This is a genomic window from Lacihabitans soyangensis, assembly GCF_024343775.1.
Classification (GTDB): Bacteria; Bacteroidota; Bacteroidia; order Cytophagales; family Spirosomataceae; genus Leadbetterella; species Leadbetterella soyangensis.
Genome location: NZ_RJUF01000026.1, coordinates 1 through 17,374, shown reverse-complemented (window position 1 = coordinate 17,374; position 17,374 = coordinate 1). Strand labels below are relative to the sequence as shown.

The window sequence follows — 17,374 nt, the reverse complement described above, 5'->3', positions numbered from 1 at the left end:
TAAAAAAAAGCCAGAATTTCTTCTGGCTTCCGAGTAAATATCTATTATTCCTTCTTATGAACGCTTGTTAGAGAGCATTTTACCAGTAGAATCAAAAATCACTGTATATTCTTTTGATCCCGATTTAATTTTGACCACATAAGTAACTGCTTCGTTTTTGGTAACTTTCTTGACAGATATGAGTACCATTTGAGTAACGGTAGTTTTCAAATAGCTGGCTGCATTGGCAGGTAAATCCGCCAAATTAATCTTTACCTCGGAAGTCTTATTACTTCCTGAAACGCTCTGAAAAACACCTTTTTCATCAAACTTCAGCTCAAAGGTTACGTTGTTTTGCTTGATTTTAATAATTATGATTGTTCCAGTGGCCCTTTCATTTTTTTCTCCCGAAACAAAAACATAACCGGCATAATTGGCCTTTAAATATTCCAATATACCCGCTGGAATGGTATTTGGTGTTATGGCAGTTGATTTGACATTTGTATCGGAACTCTCCATTATTACCCCGTTGGCATTGAACTGTATCTCATAGGTTTTAGTACCAACTTTAACTTTGAGTTCATAGTAAATGGCTCCGTTTTTGGCAATTTTGGTGGCCGAGACTAGGCTGTAGGTCGTATATTTTGTCTTTAAATAGGTGACGATGTTCGGCAATAACTCCGATTCCTTGACTATCGTGACTACCTGTCCATTTGAAGAACTTAGAATGATTTTGCCAGTACCGTCAAATTTTAATTCTACCGTAGCCCCAGAGCTATTTTTGATTTTTATTTCAAAGTATGTTTTTCCATTTGACTCATATTTTTTGGCTGAAACAAATTTGTATCCTGCATAATTGGTCTTAAGATAAGTTGTTATGCCGGCCAAAAGGTCTGTTTCTTTCAATGTAGTCTCTGGCACTCCGGCTTTTTTTGACTCCAAAATTTTGCCTTCCGTATCAAATTTTATTTCGTAGGGTACATACTTCAGTAGGAATTTTACAGTGTAAAAATTTACTCCGGCTGTGGTGGTTGTTTTTTTTGCCTCTAAAAATACAAAGCCTGTATAAAGGCTTTGGAGCTGGGTTTTAATGGGTGCGGGTAAATCTATTAACTTTAGTTTAATTTCTACAGGATCTACAGTAATGGAGTTTTCTGAGTTTACAAAATCTGCTGAATTGATTTGATCTTGCTCACAAGACATCAGGTTGGAAGCCAATGTAATTGCCCCCAAACCAAAAATTAATTTTAGGTTTTTCATTTTTTTGTAATTGTTTTTTCACTCGATATTCGACAAGTAATTTCTAGCAAAAATCTAGCCAACAGTATGTTATGAGGCATTTCTTTTGTTTAAAAACTTTAAAAATTTATTGTGTATTTTTTTTGCTTTATTTGTAAAGTTTTTGACAAACTAAAAATTATAACCCTAAAAATGAAACTGTATGTCTGGATTTAAACGAGAAATAAAGCTTTTTGATGCTGTTATGTTGGTGTCAGGGTCGATGATAGGCTCTGGAATATTTGTAGTTAGTGCCGATGTAGCACGTCAAACAGGTTCGGCTGGATGGCTGTTGTGTTCGTGGTTGTTGGCGGGTTTACTTACCATGACTGGAGCCCTTTGTTATGGAGAACTCACCTCCATGTACCCACAAGCGGGAGGCCAATATGTATTTCTACAAAAAGCTTATGGCCGTCTTCTAGCCTTTTTATATGGTTGGTCGTTTTTTGCAGTAATTCAAACTGGGACCATAGCTGCTGTGGCGGTAGCTTTTGCCAAATATACGGGAGTTTTGTTTCCGACTATTATCAACGACACTGATGTATGGTTGGCCTTGGGAGAAACATCTTTCAAAATCACACCACAGCGAGTTTTGGCGATTTTAAGTATTATACTTTTAACTTGGGCCAATACAAACGGAGTCAATTATGGTAAGATAATCCAGAATATATTTAGCAGTACCAAACTCATGGCCATCGGTTTATTGATTGTGCTTGGTTTTGCCCTGGGAGCCAATGCCGACGTGATTTCACTGAACTTTGGGGATATGTTTTCTGCAAGTAAATCAGAATCTGTAGATGGAGTCCTTAATGTGACAAATCTTTCGTTTTTAGGAATAATTGTGGCTTTGGGAGTCACGCAAGTGGGTACGTTGTTTTCGTCAGATGCTTGGAACGGGCTTACTTTTGCTGGTGATGAGGTAGTAAATCCGAAGAAAACCATTCCTCGAGGCATGGCCATTGGTACCATATTGGTTACGGTTCTATACTTTCTCATGAACCTTTCTTACCTGAGTATTTTGCCTTTAAAGGGCGACCCTAATGGAGTTGATGTGATGGCTCGTGGTATTCAGTTTGCTTCTGAAGACAGAGTTGCGGCAGCTACAGCAATCATTATTGGTGGTGCAAAATTCGCCATTTTTGTTGCTATTTTGATTATGATTTCAACTTTCGGCTGTAATAATGGGCTGATTCTTTCTGGTGCAAGAGTTTATTATACGATGGCCAAAGATGGCTTGTTTTTCAAGAGTTTTGGTCAACTAAATAACAATGGAGTTCCTCAAAACGCCCTATGGTGGCAATGTTTTTGGGCTTGTTTCCTTTGTTTTACTGGTAAATACGGTGATTTGCTAGACTACTTGATGGGCGTGGTTATACTTTTTTATGCATTTACAATCTTTGGTATTTTTATATTAAGAAAAAAAGAACCGAGTCTCGAACGACCGGTTAAGGCACCTTTGTTCCCCATTTTGCCTGCTTTGTATGTGTTTTTGGCCATTGCCTTGGTGGTGATTTTGTTTATTGAAAAACCTCAATTCACTGTTCCGGGTTTATTCATTGTGGGTATTGGAGTACCAATTTATTATGGCTTCACCAAATTGAACCGAAAGGAAGAGTAGTCCGAATTCTCAATTCTAAAGAACCTATTTTTTGAGTTTAGAACACTTGCTGAATAGGTTCTTTTGTTATTTATGAATAATATATCCTAATTTTGAGTTTTAAAATGTTTCCTTTTGAGAGTACTCGCTTTTTCGGTTTGTTTTTTTATACTTTTTTGGGCCTGTAAAGATCCTGTTGCCGAGCCACTTCCTATACCTGATCCCAAACTTTCTGTTTCAAAAAATCTCGTTGATTTGGGCAATATATCGTCAACCTCTAAGGCCTATATAAAGTTAAAGAAGGATGGTATAGGGAGAATAAAATACACCGTTATTTCCAATAAATCTTGGCTGATTGTGGATCAAAAAGAAGGCTCTTTGGGTTTTCTCTCAGATACCATAAAGTTTCATACTGATATGCTAGCCAAGGATTTGACTGAGGGAGATAATACTGCTTTGTTAATTGTAAAGTCAAGCATAAATGATGTCAGTATGCCTGATTATCAGGTGGAGATAAAGGGCAAGTTTACCGCAACAGTATTACAAACTACCACACCAACGGTTGCTCTGGGAACCATAAAAAATGCCACGAGGGTCAAAATAAGCTTAAAAAAATTAGGACTGGAAGTTCTCAGCTACGAGGCTGCTTCTGATAAACCATGGGCTAAATTGAACAAAAGTAATGGTACTGTTTTAGCTCAGGATTCTTTAGAAGTCGGAATAGACCCAACCTCACTTACTGCAGGGGCATTTGAAGCGAAAATAACCGTAACGCCCAAAGTACTCGGCGTTATTGGCAAGCCAATTGTTGTTTCTGTCTCAGGGATTTATGACGACACCATTACGGGTACCATAGAGGGCCACACACTCACCAAAAATGAAACTTGGACGGGGAATATAAGTCTGAATGGTGATATAATTGTTCCTAAAGGATTTACATTAAGCATAAAGCCTGGGACGATTATAAAAGTCAAAAAAGCACCTACACCATTGGTTATAAATATTTTGGGAAAATTTGTGGCTAATGGGGAGTCTTCTAAAATTATCGAATTCAGATCCAGTGAAAGTGCCGGAACTGATGGAGATTGGGGCGGTATTGTGTCTCAATATGACCTTGAGTTTTCATATGCCTTGATTAAAAACGCCAAAGTTGGTCTCAACTTCGAGAATGTTTCTTTGTCCTCGTTCGGTACGGCTTTACCTAGTATTCATCATGTCTTTTTTGATAATTGTGTAATCGGAATATTGGACTTAAAATCAAACTTGGAGTCCACTTTACGAAACCTCAGCTTTAGAGATATTTATTTTTTCAGTTTGAAATTCGCCGATACAAAAAAGGTTAATATTCAGGATTGTGAGTTTTTGGGTGATTATTGTTACATTGATATTAATTTTTCAACCAATAATAGCACTGTTAACATTACCAATTCAAACTTCGCAAGGAAGAAATTCAGCCATCAAACACACCTTGAGGTGATCGATGGCTTCAAAAACAATACGATCTCAGCTAGTAACTGTTTTCAATTAATTCTAAACCAAACTTTGACGGTTAATGGCAACAAGTATTTGGTGAGCAATTCAAGCAGTTTTGCGAATCAAAATATTGGATGTGGTTTTATGAACAGGTATCCTCAAGCGAGGAAAAAGGCAAAATAAAAGAGGCCGAAGCCTCTTTTTGTCATTTAATGTATTTTCTTAATGCCTCTAAAAACCTTTCTGCTTCGGCCTTGGTAAGGGCCAAACTCGGTAAAAGACGAATAGTATTCGCTCCTGCAACGCCCGTGAAAATATGGTCTTCGAAAAGTAATTTGTTTCGTATTTCAGAAACTGATTCTAGTAGTTCAATTCCAATCATAAGACCTTGGCCCCTAAGTTCTTTTATGCCTTTGAGCTTGCTTAATTCTGAAAACAGGTAGTTTCCAGTTTCAGCTGCATTTTCTATCAATTTTTCTTTTTTGATTACATCCAAAACTGCTATTCCTGCTGCACAAGCCAAGTGATTTCCACCAAATGTTGTTCCTAAAAGCCCATGCTTGGCTTGGAATTTTGGAGATATCAAGATTCCACCAATCGGGAAGCCATTGCCCATACCTTTGGCCATTGAAACAATGTCTGGCTTGATTTTATAGTGTTGGAAAGTGAAGAATTTTCCAGAACGCCCGTAGCCGCACTGCACCGAGTCGTGTATAAAAATTGCACCGGTTTTATCACACGATGTTCGGATGGCCTTCATGAATTCTTCAGTAGCTACCTGAATCCCACCCACGCCTTGTATACCTTCCACGATAACCGCACAGGTTTCATCATCGATTGCCTTTTTTGTAGCTTCTACATCGTTAAAAGGTACAAACACTACGTGATCAGCAAAGTTTATGGGTGCTTTTATTGATGGATTGTCTGTAACTGCCACGGCTGCGGAAGTTCTGCCATGAAAACTTTTGGTAAATGCCACAATTTTAGTTCTACCTGTATGAAATGAGGCCAATTTTAGTGCATTTTCGTTAGCTTCAGCTCCAGAATTTGCCAAAAACAGACTGTAATCTTTCAGTCCGGAAAGTTTTCCAAGTTTGTCAGCAAGTTCGTCTTGTAAAGGAATTTTTACAGAATTGGAGTAAAATCCCAAGTTTTTCAGCTGCTTGGTGAGTTTTTTCACATAATGAGGATGCGAATGGCCTATAGAAATAACTGCATGACCACCATACATGTCTAAATATTCTTGCCCTTTTTCATCCCATATCGTGCTTCCAAGAGCTTTTACTGGTTCTATATTGTTTATTGGATAGACATCAAATAATTTCATTTTTCTTAATTTTAGAATCCTACACTTTTTAAATTTAACCCAGTTCTTTCTGCCAATCCAAAGGCAAGGTTCATGTTTTGCACGGCTTGACCTGAAGCTCCTTTTACCAAATTATCAATTATGGCGGTTATCAAAAGTTTGTTACCGTGTTTTTGAATCTCCAAAATACACTTATTGGTATTTACCACTTGTTTCAGGTCTATTGGGCTTTTTGATATGGTACAAAATGGATGTTCCGCATAATATTTCTCGAAAATAGCTTCAGCATCTTCTTGCGTTCCATCATAATCCAAATATACATTGGCCATTATGCCTCGTGTAAAATTGCCTCGGTAAGGAATAAAGTTTATTTCTTTTTCAAACCCCGTTTGAAGTTGCTTTAAACTCTGACCAATCTCGGCTAAGTGTTGATGAGTAAATGCTTTATAGATTGATATATTGCTGCTTCTCCAGCTAAAATGAGTAGAAGCACTTAATGATTGTCCAGCACCAGTTGAGCCAGTAACTGCACTTACATGCACTTCTGATTTCAGTAGACCATTTTTCGCCAAAGGTAAAAGGGCCAGTTGGATTGATGTCGCAAAACAACCTGGATTTGCGATTTTATTGGCGGATTTAATTCTTTCTCGATTCAATTCTGGCAAACCGTAAACAAAACCGTTTGATTCATCTCTATAATCTGTACTTAAGTCAATGATTTTTACCGATGATGGAACTGCGTTCTCTGCCAAAAACTTGGCAGATTGTCCGTGTCCCGAACAAAGAAATATTACATCAACAGATTCAAATGGCAATTGATCAGTGAAAAGTAAATCGGTATCGCCCAACAAATCAGTATGTGTACTGTAAATTGGCTTACCAGCTTGACTTTGCGAATTGACAAAAACCAACTCTGCTGACGGATGATTGATTAGTATTCTCAGTAGCTCGCCGCCTGTGTAGCCAGCTCCACCTATGATTCCAACTTTTATGGAGTTCATGAAAATAAGTTTTTTGAAAAAATGATAAAAAAGAATATTTCAGACGAGGTGAATCTCATCGGAGGGTGTTTCGAATAGGTCTTCGAAGGGGCGATATGAAATGGTATGTTCTCAATTTTGCTTCTTATCCCTGCAAAAATAATTAAATCTTGTTAAGAAATTTAATAATTTTAGTTTGTTTTGACGATATGGGTTAATTTTACTTTTTCAAAATCATAAATTCTAAAGATGCTGATAAATCAAATAGTATGGGATGTGTCGCCAACTATTGTTAAAATAGGAACATTCGAAATTCGTTGGTACGGTCTTTTGTTTGCCATGGGTTTTCTTATTGGCTTCCAGATAATTGCCCGAGTTTTTAAATTCGAGAATAGAGACGAGAAGGATTTGGACAAGTTGCTGCTAACCATGATTCTATCTATCGTTTTGGGTGCTCGAATCGGCCATTATGTATTTTACGAAGGCGGCCATTTTATGGATAATCCCTTGGCTTTCTTGTGGGATATGCTCGTTCCACCGTATTCAGGTTTGGCTAGTCATGGTGCTGCATTCGGAGTTTTGATAGGCTTGATAATTTTTAAGAAAAGGAATCCAAGTTATGATTATCTGTGGTTGACGGATCGCATGGTTATCGTAAGTGCGTTGGGAGGTGCTTTTATAAGATTCGGTAATTTTATGAACTCCGAAATCGTCGGAAAGGCTACCGATAAGCCTTGGGGCGTGTTGTTTAAAAGAAATTTTGAGTTTGAGCAAGTTCCACGTCATCCAGCACAATTGTACGAATCCATCAGTTGTTTAGTGCTTTTTGTGATATTATTCTTTTTATATGAACGCTGGAAAGAGAAAACGCCAAGAGGTTTATTGACTGGTATTTTCTTTGTTTGGATATTTGGTTTACGATTCTGCTACGAGTTTTTGAAAGAAAACCAAGAGAAATTTGAAGACACCATGGCTCTTAACATGGGTCAAATTCTAAGTATTCCAGTAGTTCTTTTTGGACTTTTTGTGATGGTGAAGGCACTTAGGGAGAAGCCGATTGGGTGAAATAATAAAGGAAGCAAGGATTTGGTTAAATTCCTTACTGCCTTTTAAACTCTTATAATCCTCAATTTATCATCCCCAAAGCTCTCCTAATTTTTCTAGTTATTTCCATTATCCATTCAGGTATTATGTGGTCCCTCAATACCAATTTAAGATGAGGAATATTGGGATACATTAGAGAAATATATTTGGTGGTAATTCTCAATTTTTTGAAATATAATCCCCTATACTGCCTAGAGTTAAGTAGTAAATAATACCAACCACCCAGGTTTCTTTTGAATTTATCATGAAACTTGTAACCAGTATCTCTGTCAAGATTGGTGTACATCATTATTCTATTCTCTAGAAAAACGGCGTCGTCTTTGTGGTCGGTGTTGCTTGCCCCGGCAGAATGCCTTCTGTAAGCTGCAGTCACATCCGGTAAATATTTGATTTTTCCGTGTCTAGCTGCTAGCATAATCATGGGTATGTCGCCACTCTTGGTTTTATGAAACCACGGTTGCACAGGAAAAATTGAAGACATCGTGTAAAATAGGGTAGCAGTACCCATAAACCACACTTCGGTCTCGGCTATCAAGTCTTTTAGCTCGAAAACATCCTTTTCTATGCTGGCATTCAGCAAATAAGGTTCTTCGTTATTTTCAAAAAACTCTACGCGGGTATTGGTGAAACAAATGGCAAAATCTGGATTTTGCTCCATAAAATCTGCTTGTTTCTGTAGTTTCAAGGGGTCTATCCAATAGTCGTCGCCCTCGAGAGCCGCCATATATTTGCCTTGGGAGTTCTCAAGTATTCGTATAGAGTTCGGTTGTGGACCACCGTTAGTTTTACCTCTTACTACTTTTATGAGCTCAGGGTATTTTGCAGCATATTGGTCAACAATCTGGCTGGTACCATCTGTTGAATGGTCGTCGCCAATGACAATCTCGAAAGGAAAGGTAGTCTTTTGATTTACAACACTTTCTATCGACTGGGCAATAAATTTGGCGTGATTGTAAGTGAGCAAATGTACACTTACCAATGGCTTTTGCTTTTGCATTCTTTCTTAAAAAAAAGAAACAGGAAGGTTAATTTCCTGCTTCTTTGTAAACTTAATATTTTATTGAAAACATTTCTAATTTTTCGTGAAAATTAGGCCGTCATCAATTCTTTAATATCCTGTATTATTTTATCTGCAAGGTTGTCGGCCTTGGTTTCAAATTCACTTTCGGCGTAAATTCTAATAATGGGCTCGGTATTGGATTTTCTTAGGTGAACCCATTCTTTATCAAAATGAATTTTTACACCGTCTCGTGTATCGAGGTTGTACTTGTTGTATTTTTTCTGAATTCGCTCCAAAATTGAATCTACATCTGTACCGTGGTCCAGTTCAATTTTCTTTTTGGCAATGAAATAATTCGGGTATTTTTTCCTTAGAAAGCCAACAGGTTTATTGAACTTAGCCAAATGCGTCAAAAATAACGCTATACCCACCAAAGCATCTCTACCGTAATGTAGCTCAGGGAAAATAATACCACCGTTACCTTCTCCACCAATAATTGAACCAGCTTCTTTCATTTTTTCAACGACATTTACCTCGCCAACAGCCGCTGAGAAATATTCCCCACCGTGTTTTTCGGTTATGTCTTTCAATGCCATTGTAGATGACAGATTAGACACCGTGGTATTTTTCTGCTTTTTGTTGATGCTCAAAATATAGTCTGCAACTGACACAAGTGTATATTCTTCCCCAAATGGTTCCCCGTCTTCACAGATTAGAGCCAGCCTATCTACATCTGGATCTACCACAATTCCTAGATCATAATCTCCTTTTTTCATTTCACCAGATATTTCTCTGAGGTTTTCAGGAAGTGGCTCGGGATTATGGGCAAAAATACCAGTTGGCTCACAGTTCAGTTCCTTTATTTCCGTAACACCCAATGCTTTGAGCAGCATAGGTACTGCAAACCCACCAGTAGAATTAACTGCATCTACTACTATTTTAAAGTTCGCACTCTTTATGGCCTCTACATTTACTGAAGAAAGCTTCAGGATGGCATCTATATGTTTTTGGAGATAGGTATCATCGGTTTGATATTTACCCAATTGTTTCACTTCGGCAAACGAAAAGTCTTCTTTTGCGGCTATTTCAAGTAGTTTTTCGCCGTCGTTTCCAGAGATAAACTCGCCTTTTTCGTTAAGCAATTTAAGAGCGTTCCACTGTATGGGGTTATGACTGGCTGTAAGGATAATTCCACCGCCAGCATTTTCTAAAGGCACGGCTATTTCTACCGTAGGTGTGGTTGATAGACCTAAATCTAACACATCAATACCCATGCCTATAAGCGTAGAAACTACCAAATCTGACACCATTTTGCCCGAAGGGCGAGCGTCACGACCGATAACTACTTTTTTGTTTACCTCGGGTTTGCCAAGGATGGTTGCTGCAAATGCAGCTGTAAATTTCACAACATCCAACGGAGTTAAACTTTCTCCGCTTTTTCCTCCAATAGTTCCTCTAATTCCAGAGATAGATTTAATTAACGTCACGTAGAATATAAATTAGGTTTCAAAAATAACACTACTTTTTGGTTTATTGGTCTTATAATTTTAGCAATTATAGTAATTTAGAAGCAATTGAAATAGCCGTGTTAAATTTAAAAACGCAATTAAACCTCCAATTACATTCTCAAGGCTATTTTAGCTAATTTCTTTAATGGTCACTAGCGTGTTCAGTACTGATTCAACATTGCCCGACGACCTAAAAGTTCCTCGTACTGGATTGAGTCCCGCAGATTCTATAGAGGCGGCCAATGCTATATAGTTTTTATCCACTACCCGACCTTCTGTTGGGTCAAATCCTCTCCAACCACCTCCTGGAAGTAGAACTTCCACCCAAGCATGCAGATCATGCTGATGGAGCTCACTGCCGTATAAATAACCGCTTACAAATCTGGCCAGAATACCCATAGAAGCACACACCTCCATCATAAATACCGAAAAATCTCTACAAGACCCACTTTGGTTTTTTAAGGTATCATCGGCTTTTTCGGCATCACCTCGTTCTCTCGATATATAACGAAAGTTTCTATGTATATGTGTTGTTACTTCCATTAAAAAATCAATGGTGCTGTGGTTTGCCCTTTCAGCAGCAGCCAAGGCGTAAGCCTTCACTTCTTCGGAAATTACCTTGGTGGCTAATATAAATTCCACATATTTTGCCATCCTTTTGGGATATACAAAAGGTATTTTGGCACATTCAAAAGGGAAAAATACAAAGTTTAGTCCTTTAAAGTTTTCTGATTTTATTATAAACTTTGAGTTTACCTCGAAGGTCTTCAATTTGAGATTGATAAAACATACGTGCTGAAGATTTCCCTCTTGGTCGATGTTTTTATTTAGCAAATCAGGCGAAGGGAGTATACTCATTTCATGACTAACCAAATACTGATACGGAGTAGGCTTCGGACTTAAGAAAAAGTAATGTGGGTTGAGGCTCACATAGTCGGAATACGAATAGCTTAGTTGATGCTCAACCTCTAAAGTCATATTATTTTTTTCTAAGTAAAGGATCTATCCAATCTATGGGTAGTTTTTGCACAGAATTGTTCAGTAAAGCGTTCCATTGATAAGATATATGCTCTAAATCTTGTTTTTCGAAAGTGTGTTCCACAATGTTAAAACTGTCTTTTTCGTAAATTAAAACATCAATCGGAAAGTCCACGTCGTTGGCACTCACACGTGTGGAGTCAAAAGCCAAAAAGCCAAGTTTCAGAACTTCCTCAAATGGGCTAGAATACTTAATGTTTCTGTATAAAATGGGCTTTCCATAGCCCGAATTACCTATTATTATAAACTGTGAACCCTCTGTAACTTCTATCCAGTTGCCTTCGGGATACAACAGAAACAGCTTGTGTTCTTTGTCGTTTTGAAGTTGACCACCCACAATAGCTGACAGGTTAAATCTCAGCCCTGCGTTCATTAAAGACTCTTTGTCTTCTGCCGCTACACGTTTGAGCTGTGTTCCGAAAGCATTAACCGCAAGAAAAAGCTTATCGAAATTGTTGTCTTCTTTATCAAGAACTTCTTGAAAATAAGTGATGGCTTTGTCTCTTACTGACCTCAAACCAGCTGTCATTATAAACAAAGAGTGGTTTTTAACCTGATGAACCGATAGTTTTTTTTCGCTCGAAACCTCACTGCCTGAGGTTATTCTTCGGTCTGAAATGGCCACTAAACCCTGGGCTGTCTTAACTCCTAAACAAAAAGTCATTCTGATATTCTGATAATAATTCGATGCAAATTTAGTCTTTTCAATCTATTAAATCCCCGAATTCAGGCAAAATACACCTTAAATATTTCTTGGTCTATGATGTTGTTTTTGACCTGAAAATCATTCAAATATTTGTGTAAGCCATATTTAATAATCTCATTGGTTTCCGTAAAGTCTATCTCATGCTTCAGCTGAGTGATGGCTTTCTCGGCTTGGTTGGAATAGCTGTCTTGTGGCCTAGAACCGGAAATCCTATATATGGCATACTCGGCTTTTTTGATGCTATGGCAAATAGCTCTCGGAAAATCTCGGTCTTTTATCAAAAACTCGATGATATTCTCTTGTTTCAGGCTTTTGTATTGTTGGCGATACATATTAAAGGCACTCACTGACTTCAATACGGCTGACCAGACCAATAAATCCTGAGGGTTGGCAGTTTTAACGTCTGAAACTGACTGGAAGTTGAAATACCCAATATCCAAAAACCTAGAGGTTTTGTCGGCTCTTTCCAAAAACTTACCCATGTTTGCAAAATAGTAGGCCTCATCTCTGAGCAAGGTGCCATCTATCATGCCGGCGAATAGCTGACATTGCTGTTTTATGTTTTCATAAAATCTCGGCAACTCCTCAAAATCGAGCTTTTTGTTGGTAGAAAATTGCTTGAAACTCAAATAGAAACTATTTAAATGCTCCCAAATCTCTTTTGGAAGGGTTTCTTTTACGGTTCTGGCGTTTTCACGGGCATTGCCCAATATATTGTAGATGGAGTTGGGATTTTGCGAATCAAAGGTTATAAAATAAATTATCTTATCTTCGGTTTCTTCGGGATAGAGCTTGTCAAAAGTATCTCTGTCATGCGTGGCTTCGAGCAGCAATCCCCAATGCTCAGAAATCATTCCGGGCAAATCATACGATAGATTTATGTTGACACTAACGAAACGAGCGTAATTTTCAACTCGCTCAATGTAGCGATTCATCCAATAGATGGAATTAGCAACTCTACTTAACATTTTTCTTTGGTTTTATTATATTTCAAATATACCCAAATATTGAATACAGGCAAATTGTTAAGGAATTATTAAAACAAATTCATAAAAAAATATCAAATTTTGATTTTTCAGGCAAAAACCGACCAATCTATTAGGGTTTTGGTGGTTCTTGGAGGTTTTTAATTTATTATATTCCTTTAGTTCAAAGATTCGGGTCTCAAATCTGGTACCTGCAACCTATACAAGTTTTTGAATAAAAAAAAGCATAAAAAAAGCGAGCCTTAAAAAAGACTCGCTATATACGGGGAGGCTAATGGGGCTCGAACCCACGACCCCCGGCACCACAAACCAGTGCTCTAACCAACTGAGCTATAACCTCCGTATTGAATTGGAGTGCAAAATTAGATAAAAAAATGATTCAGTCAAATTTTGAGTGAGTTTTTTTAATTACTTTTTTCTTCAAAAAAACTACCTTATTTTTGGATAAAATTGGGTTTTCTCTGTAAATCAAAAAATGAGATGTTTAAACTACACAAAAAAGTAGCAGTAGTCACTGGAGGAGCCAGTGGTATAGGACTCGAAATTTCTAGGGCTTTTGCCAAGCAAGGAGCCACCGTGCATATTTTCGAACTCAACATTGACCTTGCTGAGCGTGAAGCAGATCTTATAAATGCCAGTGGCGGAAAGGCGTATTGTCATAAAGTGGACGTATCCAACCAAGAAGTTGTTATGCGAAAAATGGCCAAAATTAATGCCATTCAGCCTATAAATATTTTGGTCAACAATGCCGGAATAGCACACATAGGCACAGTAGAAACCACAGAAGAGGCCGATATGGACAAGATATACAATATCAATATAAAGGGTCCTTATAACTGTATGCATGCCGTGATTCCATATATGATTAAAAATGAAGGCGGAGTAATCATAAACATGGCGTCCATTGCGGCTACAGTAGGTATACCTGACCGGTTTGCGTATTCAATGAGCAAGGGGGCCATTTATAGCATGACTTTGCAGGTGGCTCGCGACTATGTGGCGGACAATATCCGTTGCAACAGCGTATCGCCAGCACGGGTGCATACGCCTTTTGTGGATGGATTTATCAAGAAAAATTATCCGGGCAAAGAGAAAGAAATGTTTGAAAAACTTTCAAAAACTCAGCCTATAGGACGTATGGCTAAGCCAGAAGAAATAGCAGCTTTGGTAGTTTATTTGGCCTCCGATGAAGCCAGTTTCGTAACAGGAAACGACTATGTGATTGATGGAGGATTTGTGAAATTGAACAATTAATGGCGTGTAAATCGCTGAAAACTATACATTTATTCAAAAAAGCCAAGTATTGAAAGTTGGGAAATTTTAATTTTTCATGTCTAGGCAACTTGGCAGTACAAAACAAAAAAATATGAAATTAATAAGATTTGGAGCTTTTGAAAACGAAAAACCAGGAGTTTTAACAGTTGACGGAAAAAGGCTTGACGTAAGTGCTTTTGGTGAAGATTATAATGAGAAATTCTTTGCTACCAACGGTTTAGAAAGATTAGAGGCATGGTTGAAATCAAACGACTGCCCTGAAGTTTTGGAAAGTGAAAGATTGGGTTCTTGTGTAGCGAGACCATCTAAAATCATTTGTATTGGCCTCAACTACGCCAAACATGCAGCTGAATCGGGTATGGATGTGCCGAAAGAACCTGTGGTTTTCTTTAAAGCTACCACTGCACTTTGTGGTCCAAATGACGATGTAATTATTCCAAGAAATTCAGTAAAAACGGATTGGGAAGTAGAATTAGCGGTTATAATTGGCAAAAAAGCCTCTTACATTACCGAGGAATCAGCTATGGACTATGTGGCAGGATATGCCTTGCATAACGACTACTCAGAGCGTGAGTTTCAGCTGGAACGTGGAGGCCAATGGGTAAAGGGAAAATCATGTGATACATTTGCACCTTTGGGACCATTTATGGCAACCAAAGACGAAGTGGCTGACCCGCATAATTTGCACCTTTGGCTAGAGCTAAACGGAACTAGATTACAAGATTCTAATACCAATGATCTGATATTCAATATACCACAGGTGGTAAGTTATTTGTCCAATTTTATGACTTTGCTCCCGGGTGATGTGATATCTACTGGTACTCCAGCGGGTGTAGGACTTGGACTCAAACCACCGACTTACCTTAAAGCTGGGGATGTAGTTGAGCTGGGAATTGAAGGCCTCGGCCAACAGAAACAGACGGCTGTGGCTTGGACTTGATTGTTTGATGTAGTTCAGATAATGGTGTCTATGGAGCAATAGACACCATTTTTATTCTGTTTCCCTATTTTGAGTTCCCCCTTTGCTAAATTACTTATCATTCCACCACTCTTTTTTTATTTTCATTACTTTTGTGAAATTGGGTTTTTCAAGAACTCATCTGAATCATAAGTGAAATGTCTTAAGGCTCATTAGGAGATTTCCTCCTTTGCGTCCTAGCAACCTAGCGATAAAATATAAGCAATGAAACAAAACCTTACTACTTGTCCTAACTGCGGCCATCAATTTGATGCTGGCGAAGCTTTGCAAAAACATTTAGAAATAGAACTCAAGAAAGGTATCGAAGCCCAAGAAAAAATAAATGCTTTGAAAATAGAGGAGTTGAAAGCTAAAATGGCTGAGGAGAAGCGTGTTTTTGAACAAGAAGAAAAGAAAAAAATGTGGGCTATAGCCCAAACCGAAGCCCAAAAACGTTCGGATGAGAAAAATGCAGCGATGTTAGCCGCACTCAAAGAAGACAATGAACAGAAGCAAAAACTAATAATTCAGAGTAGAGAGAAAGAGATTGAGCTTTTGAAAAAAGAGCAAGAACTGAAAAATCAACAGGAATTGATGAAAATTCAGCTCGAAAAAACGATGCTCGAAAAAACAAAAGAGATAGAAGAAGCAGCCAAAAAGCGTAAAGACGATGAGTTTGAGTTGGTCAAAAAGGACTTTGAACAAAAACTGAAAGCTCAAGTAGATCTTGTGAACGAAATGAAACGAAAAGCCGACCAGGGCTCCATGCAACTACAAGGCGAAGTGCAAGAACTGGCCATAGAATCTATGTTGACGCAGGCTTTTCCTTATGACCAAATAGAGGAAATAAAGAAAGGGCAACGTGGTGCCGACGCCATTCAGACAGTCATCAACGAGTTTGGGCAAATTTGCGGCAAAATTATTTTTGAGAGTAAACGTACCCAGAATTTCGGTGGAGATTGGATAGAAAAACTTAAGACCGACCAACGTGAAACGGGTGCTGAAATAGCGGTGTTGGTTACTCAAACCATGCCGAAAGAATTAGAAAGATTTGGTGAAAAAGAGGGTGTTTGGGTATGTGGTTTCCACGAGGTCAAGAGTTTAGTGTTTGTTTTGAGGGAGATTTTGATACGTACTCAAATGGCCAAATCAGTCAACGACAACAAGGCCGACAAAATGGGGATGCTGTATAGTTTCCTGACCAGCAGTCAGTTTAAACAGCAGATGGAAGCCATTGTGGATGGTTTTACCAATCTCAAAAGCGAGTTGGATAAAGAGAAGCGAGCCATGCAAAGGATTTGGAAAGAACGCGAAATGCAAATAGAGAAGGTTATTGGCAACACCATTGATATGTACGGCAGCATTAAGGGTATTGCGGGCAACGCTATAGCTCCCATTCAATATCTCGAACTTGGTGGCGGCGACGACATTGAAGTGGATTAAAATGCTGTTTTTCTATGAAAAATGGCCTTTGAATAACAAATTTTTAAAATTATTTCTTGTTCTAAGCATTTAGGCACGAATTTGGATTTCATGCTTTCTAGCCAAATTACTATTTTTCTAATATGAAACAATTTATAATAGCCTTGCTTGTCCTATTTTCCGCCACTGCAAACGCCCAAAGTGACTGCAATTGCCAGAAAAATTTTGATGAAATCTATCAAAAAGTGCGTGACAACTACGGTGCTTTTAGCATGAAAGTCAACGCCACTACAAAACCAGCATTCGATGCACTTTCTAAAAAAGTCAAGGAAAAGTCTGCAGGTGTTACCGACCCAACAGCTTGTTATTTCATACTCAAAGAATGGACGGAGTTTTTCAAGGACGGACATTTGTTTATAAATACCATTAATCCAATAGTACCAGCGGAACCTGCCGATGCATTGCTTAAGAGAGCCGCTGCCGTGCCAGTCCAAAAGTTTAATTCGGAGGCTAGTTTTCAAGCCTATCTGAATGCTAACTTGGCCAAATTGGCCTATTTGGAGGGTATTTGGGAAAGTGACGACAAGGCATATAGGCTCGGAATAGTTAAAGATGCAGCTGTTGCCACTAAGTTTTATGGTTTTTTACTAAACAAAAAAGATGATAAATGGGTGGCAGGGAAAACTAAGTTTGTGTTGGAGCAATTGTCCGAAACCAAGCTAAAGACCACTTATTACTACGCTGATTTCACGTCAGAGCTTACC

15 protein-coding genes and 1 tRNA gene are annotated in these 17,374 nt (G+C 38.3%); 7 read left to right on the top strand and 9 right to left on the bottom strand.

Going from position 1 to position 17,374, the window contains the following annotated elements:
* Positions 1-54 precede the first annotated feature (54 nt).
* Positions 55-1,239, bottom strand: coding sequence for a PepSY-like domain-containing protein (locus EGI31_RS10265; RefSeq protein ID WP_255037145.1), 1,185 nt, complete (start codon positions 1,237-1,239; stop codon positions 55-57).
* Positions 1,240-1,420: 181 nt separating this feature from the next.
* Between EGI31_RS10265 and EGI31_RS10260 the strand changes: the two genes are divergently transcribed.
* Positions 1,421-2,875, top strand: coding sequence for an APC family permease (locus tag EGI31_RS10260; RefSeq protein ID WP_255037144.1), 1,455 nt, complete (start codon positions 1,421-1,423; stop codon positions 2,873-2,875).
* 114 nt (positions 2,876-2,989) lie between these two features.
* Complete coding sequence (locus EGI31_RS10255) at positions 2,990-4,510, top strand: BACON domain-containing protein (RefSeq protein WP_255037143.1); 1,521 nt, start codon at positions 2,990-2,992, stop codon at positions 4,508-4,510.
* A 22-nt stretch (positions 4,511-4,532) separates the two neighbouring features.
* Here the strand turns inward: EGI31_RS10255 and EGI31_RS10250 are convergent, their stop codons facing one another.
* Positions 4,533-5,654, bottom strand: coding sequence for an aspartate aminotransferase family protein (locus EGI31_RS10250; RefSeq protein WP_255037142.1), 1,122 nt, complete (start codon positions 5,652-5,654; stop codon positions 4,533-4,535).
* Between the two features lie 11 nt (positions 5,655-5,665).
* Positions 5,666-6,634 (bottom strand): N-acetyl-gamma-glutamyl-phosphate reductase, encoded by a 969-nt coding sequence (argC, locus tag EGI31_RS10245; protein ID WP_255037141.1) that lies wholly within the window; start codon positions 6,632-6,634, stop codon positions 5,666-5,668.
* A gap of 228 nt (positions 6,635-6,862) precedes the next feature.
* On the opposite strand from argC, the gene lgt reads away from it, so the two are divergent.
* Complete coding sequence (gene lgt / locus EGI31_RS10240; RefSeq protein ID WP_255037140.1) at positions 6,863-7,678, top strand: prolipoprotein diacylglyceryl transferase; 816 nt, start codon at positions 6,863-6,865, stop codon at positions 7,676-7,678.
* 61 nt (positions 7,679-7,739) lie between these two features.
* Here lgt and EGI31_RS10235 read toward each other — a convergent pair whose 3' ends face one another.
* The 6 genes from EGI31_RS10235 to EGI31_RS10210 all read right to left on the bottom strand — a co-directional run bounded on the left by EGI31_RS10235 (position 7,740) and on the right by EGI31_RS10210 (position 13,295).
* Positions 7,740-8,714: a glycosyltransferase family 2 protein gene (locus EGI31_RS10235; RefSeq protein ID WP_255037139.1), complete on the bottom strand. Its 975-nt coding sequence runs from the start codon at positions 8,712-8,714 to the stop codon at positions 7,740-7,742.
* 92 nt (positions 8,715-8,806) lie between these two features.
* Positions 8,807-10,204, bottom strand: coding sequence for a phosphoglucosamine mutase (gene glmM, locus EGI31_RS10230; RefSeq protein ID WP_255037138.1), 1,398 nt, complete (start codon positions 10,202-10,204; stop codon positions 8,807-8,809).
* A gap of 150 nt (positions 10,205-10,354) precedes the next feature.
* Positions 10,355-11,203 carry a transglutaminase family protein gene (locus tag EGI31_RS10225; protein ID WP_255037137.1) on the bottom strand — a complete coding sequence of 283 codons (849 nt, stop codon included), beginning with the start codon at positions 11,201-11,203 and terminating at the stop codon, positions 10,355-10,357.
* Between the two features lies 1 nt (position 11,204).
* The gene (locus EGI31_RS10220; RefSeq protein WP_255037136.1) at positions 11,205-11,927 is read right to left on the bottom strand and encodes a proteasome-type protease; all 723 of its coding nucleotides are present in this window, start codon (positions 11,925-11,927) and stop codon (positions 11,205-11,207) included.
* 62 nt (positions 11,928-11,989) lie between these two features.
* Positions 11,990-12,937, bottom strand: coding sequence for an alpha-E domain-containing protein (locus tag EGI31_RS10215; RefSeq protein WP_255037135.1), 948 nt, complete (start codon positions 12,935-12,937; stop codon positions 11,990-11,992).
* Positions 12,938-13,221: 284 nt separating this feature from the next.
* Positions 13,222-13,295: transfer RNA gene (locus EGI31_RS10210), tRNA-His, on the bottom strand.
* 140 nt (positions 13,296-13,435) lie between these two features.
* Here EGI31_RS10210 and EGI31_RS10205 point away from each other — a divergent pair.
* From EGI31_RS10205 to EGI31_RS10190, 4 genes are all read left to right on the top strand, one after another.
* Positions 13,436-14,209: an SDR family NAD(P)-dependent oxidoreductase gene (locus EGI31_RS10205; RefSeq protein ID WP_255037134.1), complete on the top strand. Its 774-nt coding sequence runs from the start codon at positions 13,436-13,438 to the stop codon at positions 14,207-14,209.
* Between the two features lie 112 nt (positions 14,210-14,321).
* Entirely contained in the window at positions 14,322-15,170 is an 849-nt protein-coding gene (locus EGI31_RS10200) for a fumarylacetoacetate hydrolase family protein (protein ID WP_255037133.1), read from the top strand.
* A gap of 243 nt (positions 15,171-15,413) precedes the next feature.
* Positions 15,414-16,631, top strand: a complete 1,218-nt coding sequence (locus tag EGI31_RS10195; protein WP_255037132.1) for a DUF2130 domain-containing protein — start codon at positions 15,414-15,416, stop codon at positions 16,629-16,631.
* Between the two features lie 122 nt (positions 16,632-16,753).
* A partial coding sequence (locus tag EGI31_RS10190) for a hypothetical protein (protein ID WP_255037131.1) occupies positions 16,754-17,374 on the top strand: 621 nt, incomplete at its 3' end.

What these genes read in the sequence shown, in the direction of transcription:
- EGI31_RS10265 (WP_255037145.1), bottom strand. Translation starts at nt 1,239, where the DNA reads ATGAAAAACCTAAAATTAATTTTTGGTTTGGGGGCAATTACATTGGCT.
- EGI31_RS10260 (WP_255037144.1), top strand. Translation starts at nt 1,421, where the DNA reads ATGTCTGGATTTAAACGAGAAATAAAGCTTTTTGATGCTGTTATGTTG.
- EGI31_RS10250 (WP_255037142.1), bottom strand. Translation starts at nt 5,654, where the DNA reads ATGAAATTATTTGATGTCTATCCAATAAACAATATAGAACCAGTAAAA.
- argC (WP_255037141.1), bottom strand. Translation starts at nt 6,634, where the DNA reads ATGAACTCCATAAAAGTTGGAATCATAGGTGGAGCTGGCTACACAGGC.
- lgt (WP_255037140.1), top strand. Translation starts at nt 6,863, where the DNA reads ATGCTGATAAATCAAATAGTATGGGATGTGTCGCCAACTATTGTTAAA.
- EGI31_RS10235 (WP_255037139.1), bottom strand. Translation starts at nt 8,714, where the DNA reads ATGCAAAAGCAAAAGCCATTGGTAAGTGTACATTTGCTCACTTACAAT.
- EGI31_RS10225 (WP_255037137.1), bottom strand. Translation starts at nt 11,203, where the DNA reads ATGACTTTAGAGGTTGAGCATCAACTAAGCTATTCGTATTCCGACTAT.
- EGI31_RS10220 (WP_255037136.1), bottom strand. Translation starts at nt 11,927, where the DNA reads ATGACTTTTTGTTTAGGAGTTAAGACAGCCCAGGGTTTAGTGGCCATT.
- EGI31_RS10215 (WP_255037135.1), bottom strand. Translation starts at nt 12,937, where the DNA reads ATGTTAAGTAGAGTTGCTAATTCCATCTATTGGATGAATCGCTACATT.
- EGI31_RS10205 (WP_255037134.1), top strand. Translation starts at nt 13,436, where the DNA reads ATGTTTAAACTACACAAAAAAGTAGCAGTAGTCACTGGAGGAGCCAGT.
- EGI31_RS10200 (WP_255037133.1), top strand. Translation starts at nt 14,322, where the DNA reads ATGAAATTAATAAGATTTGGAGCTTTTGAAAACGAAAAACCAGGAGTT.
- EGI31_RS10195 (WP_255037132.1), top strand. Translation starts at nt 15,414, where the DNA reads ATGAAACAAAACCTTACTACTTGTCCTAACTGCGGCCATCAATTTGAT.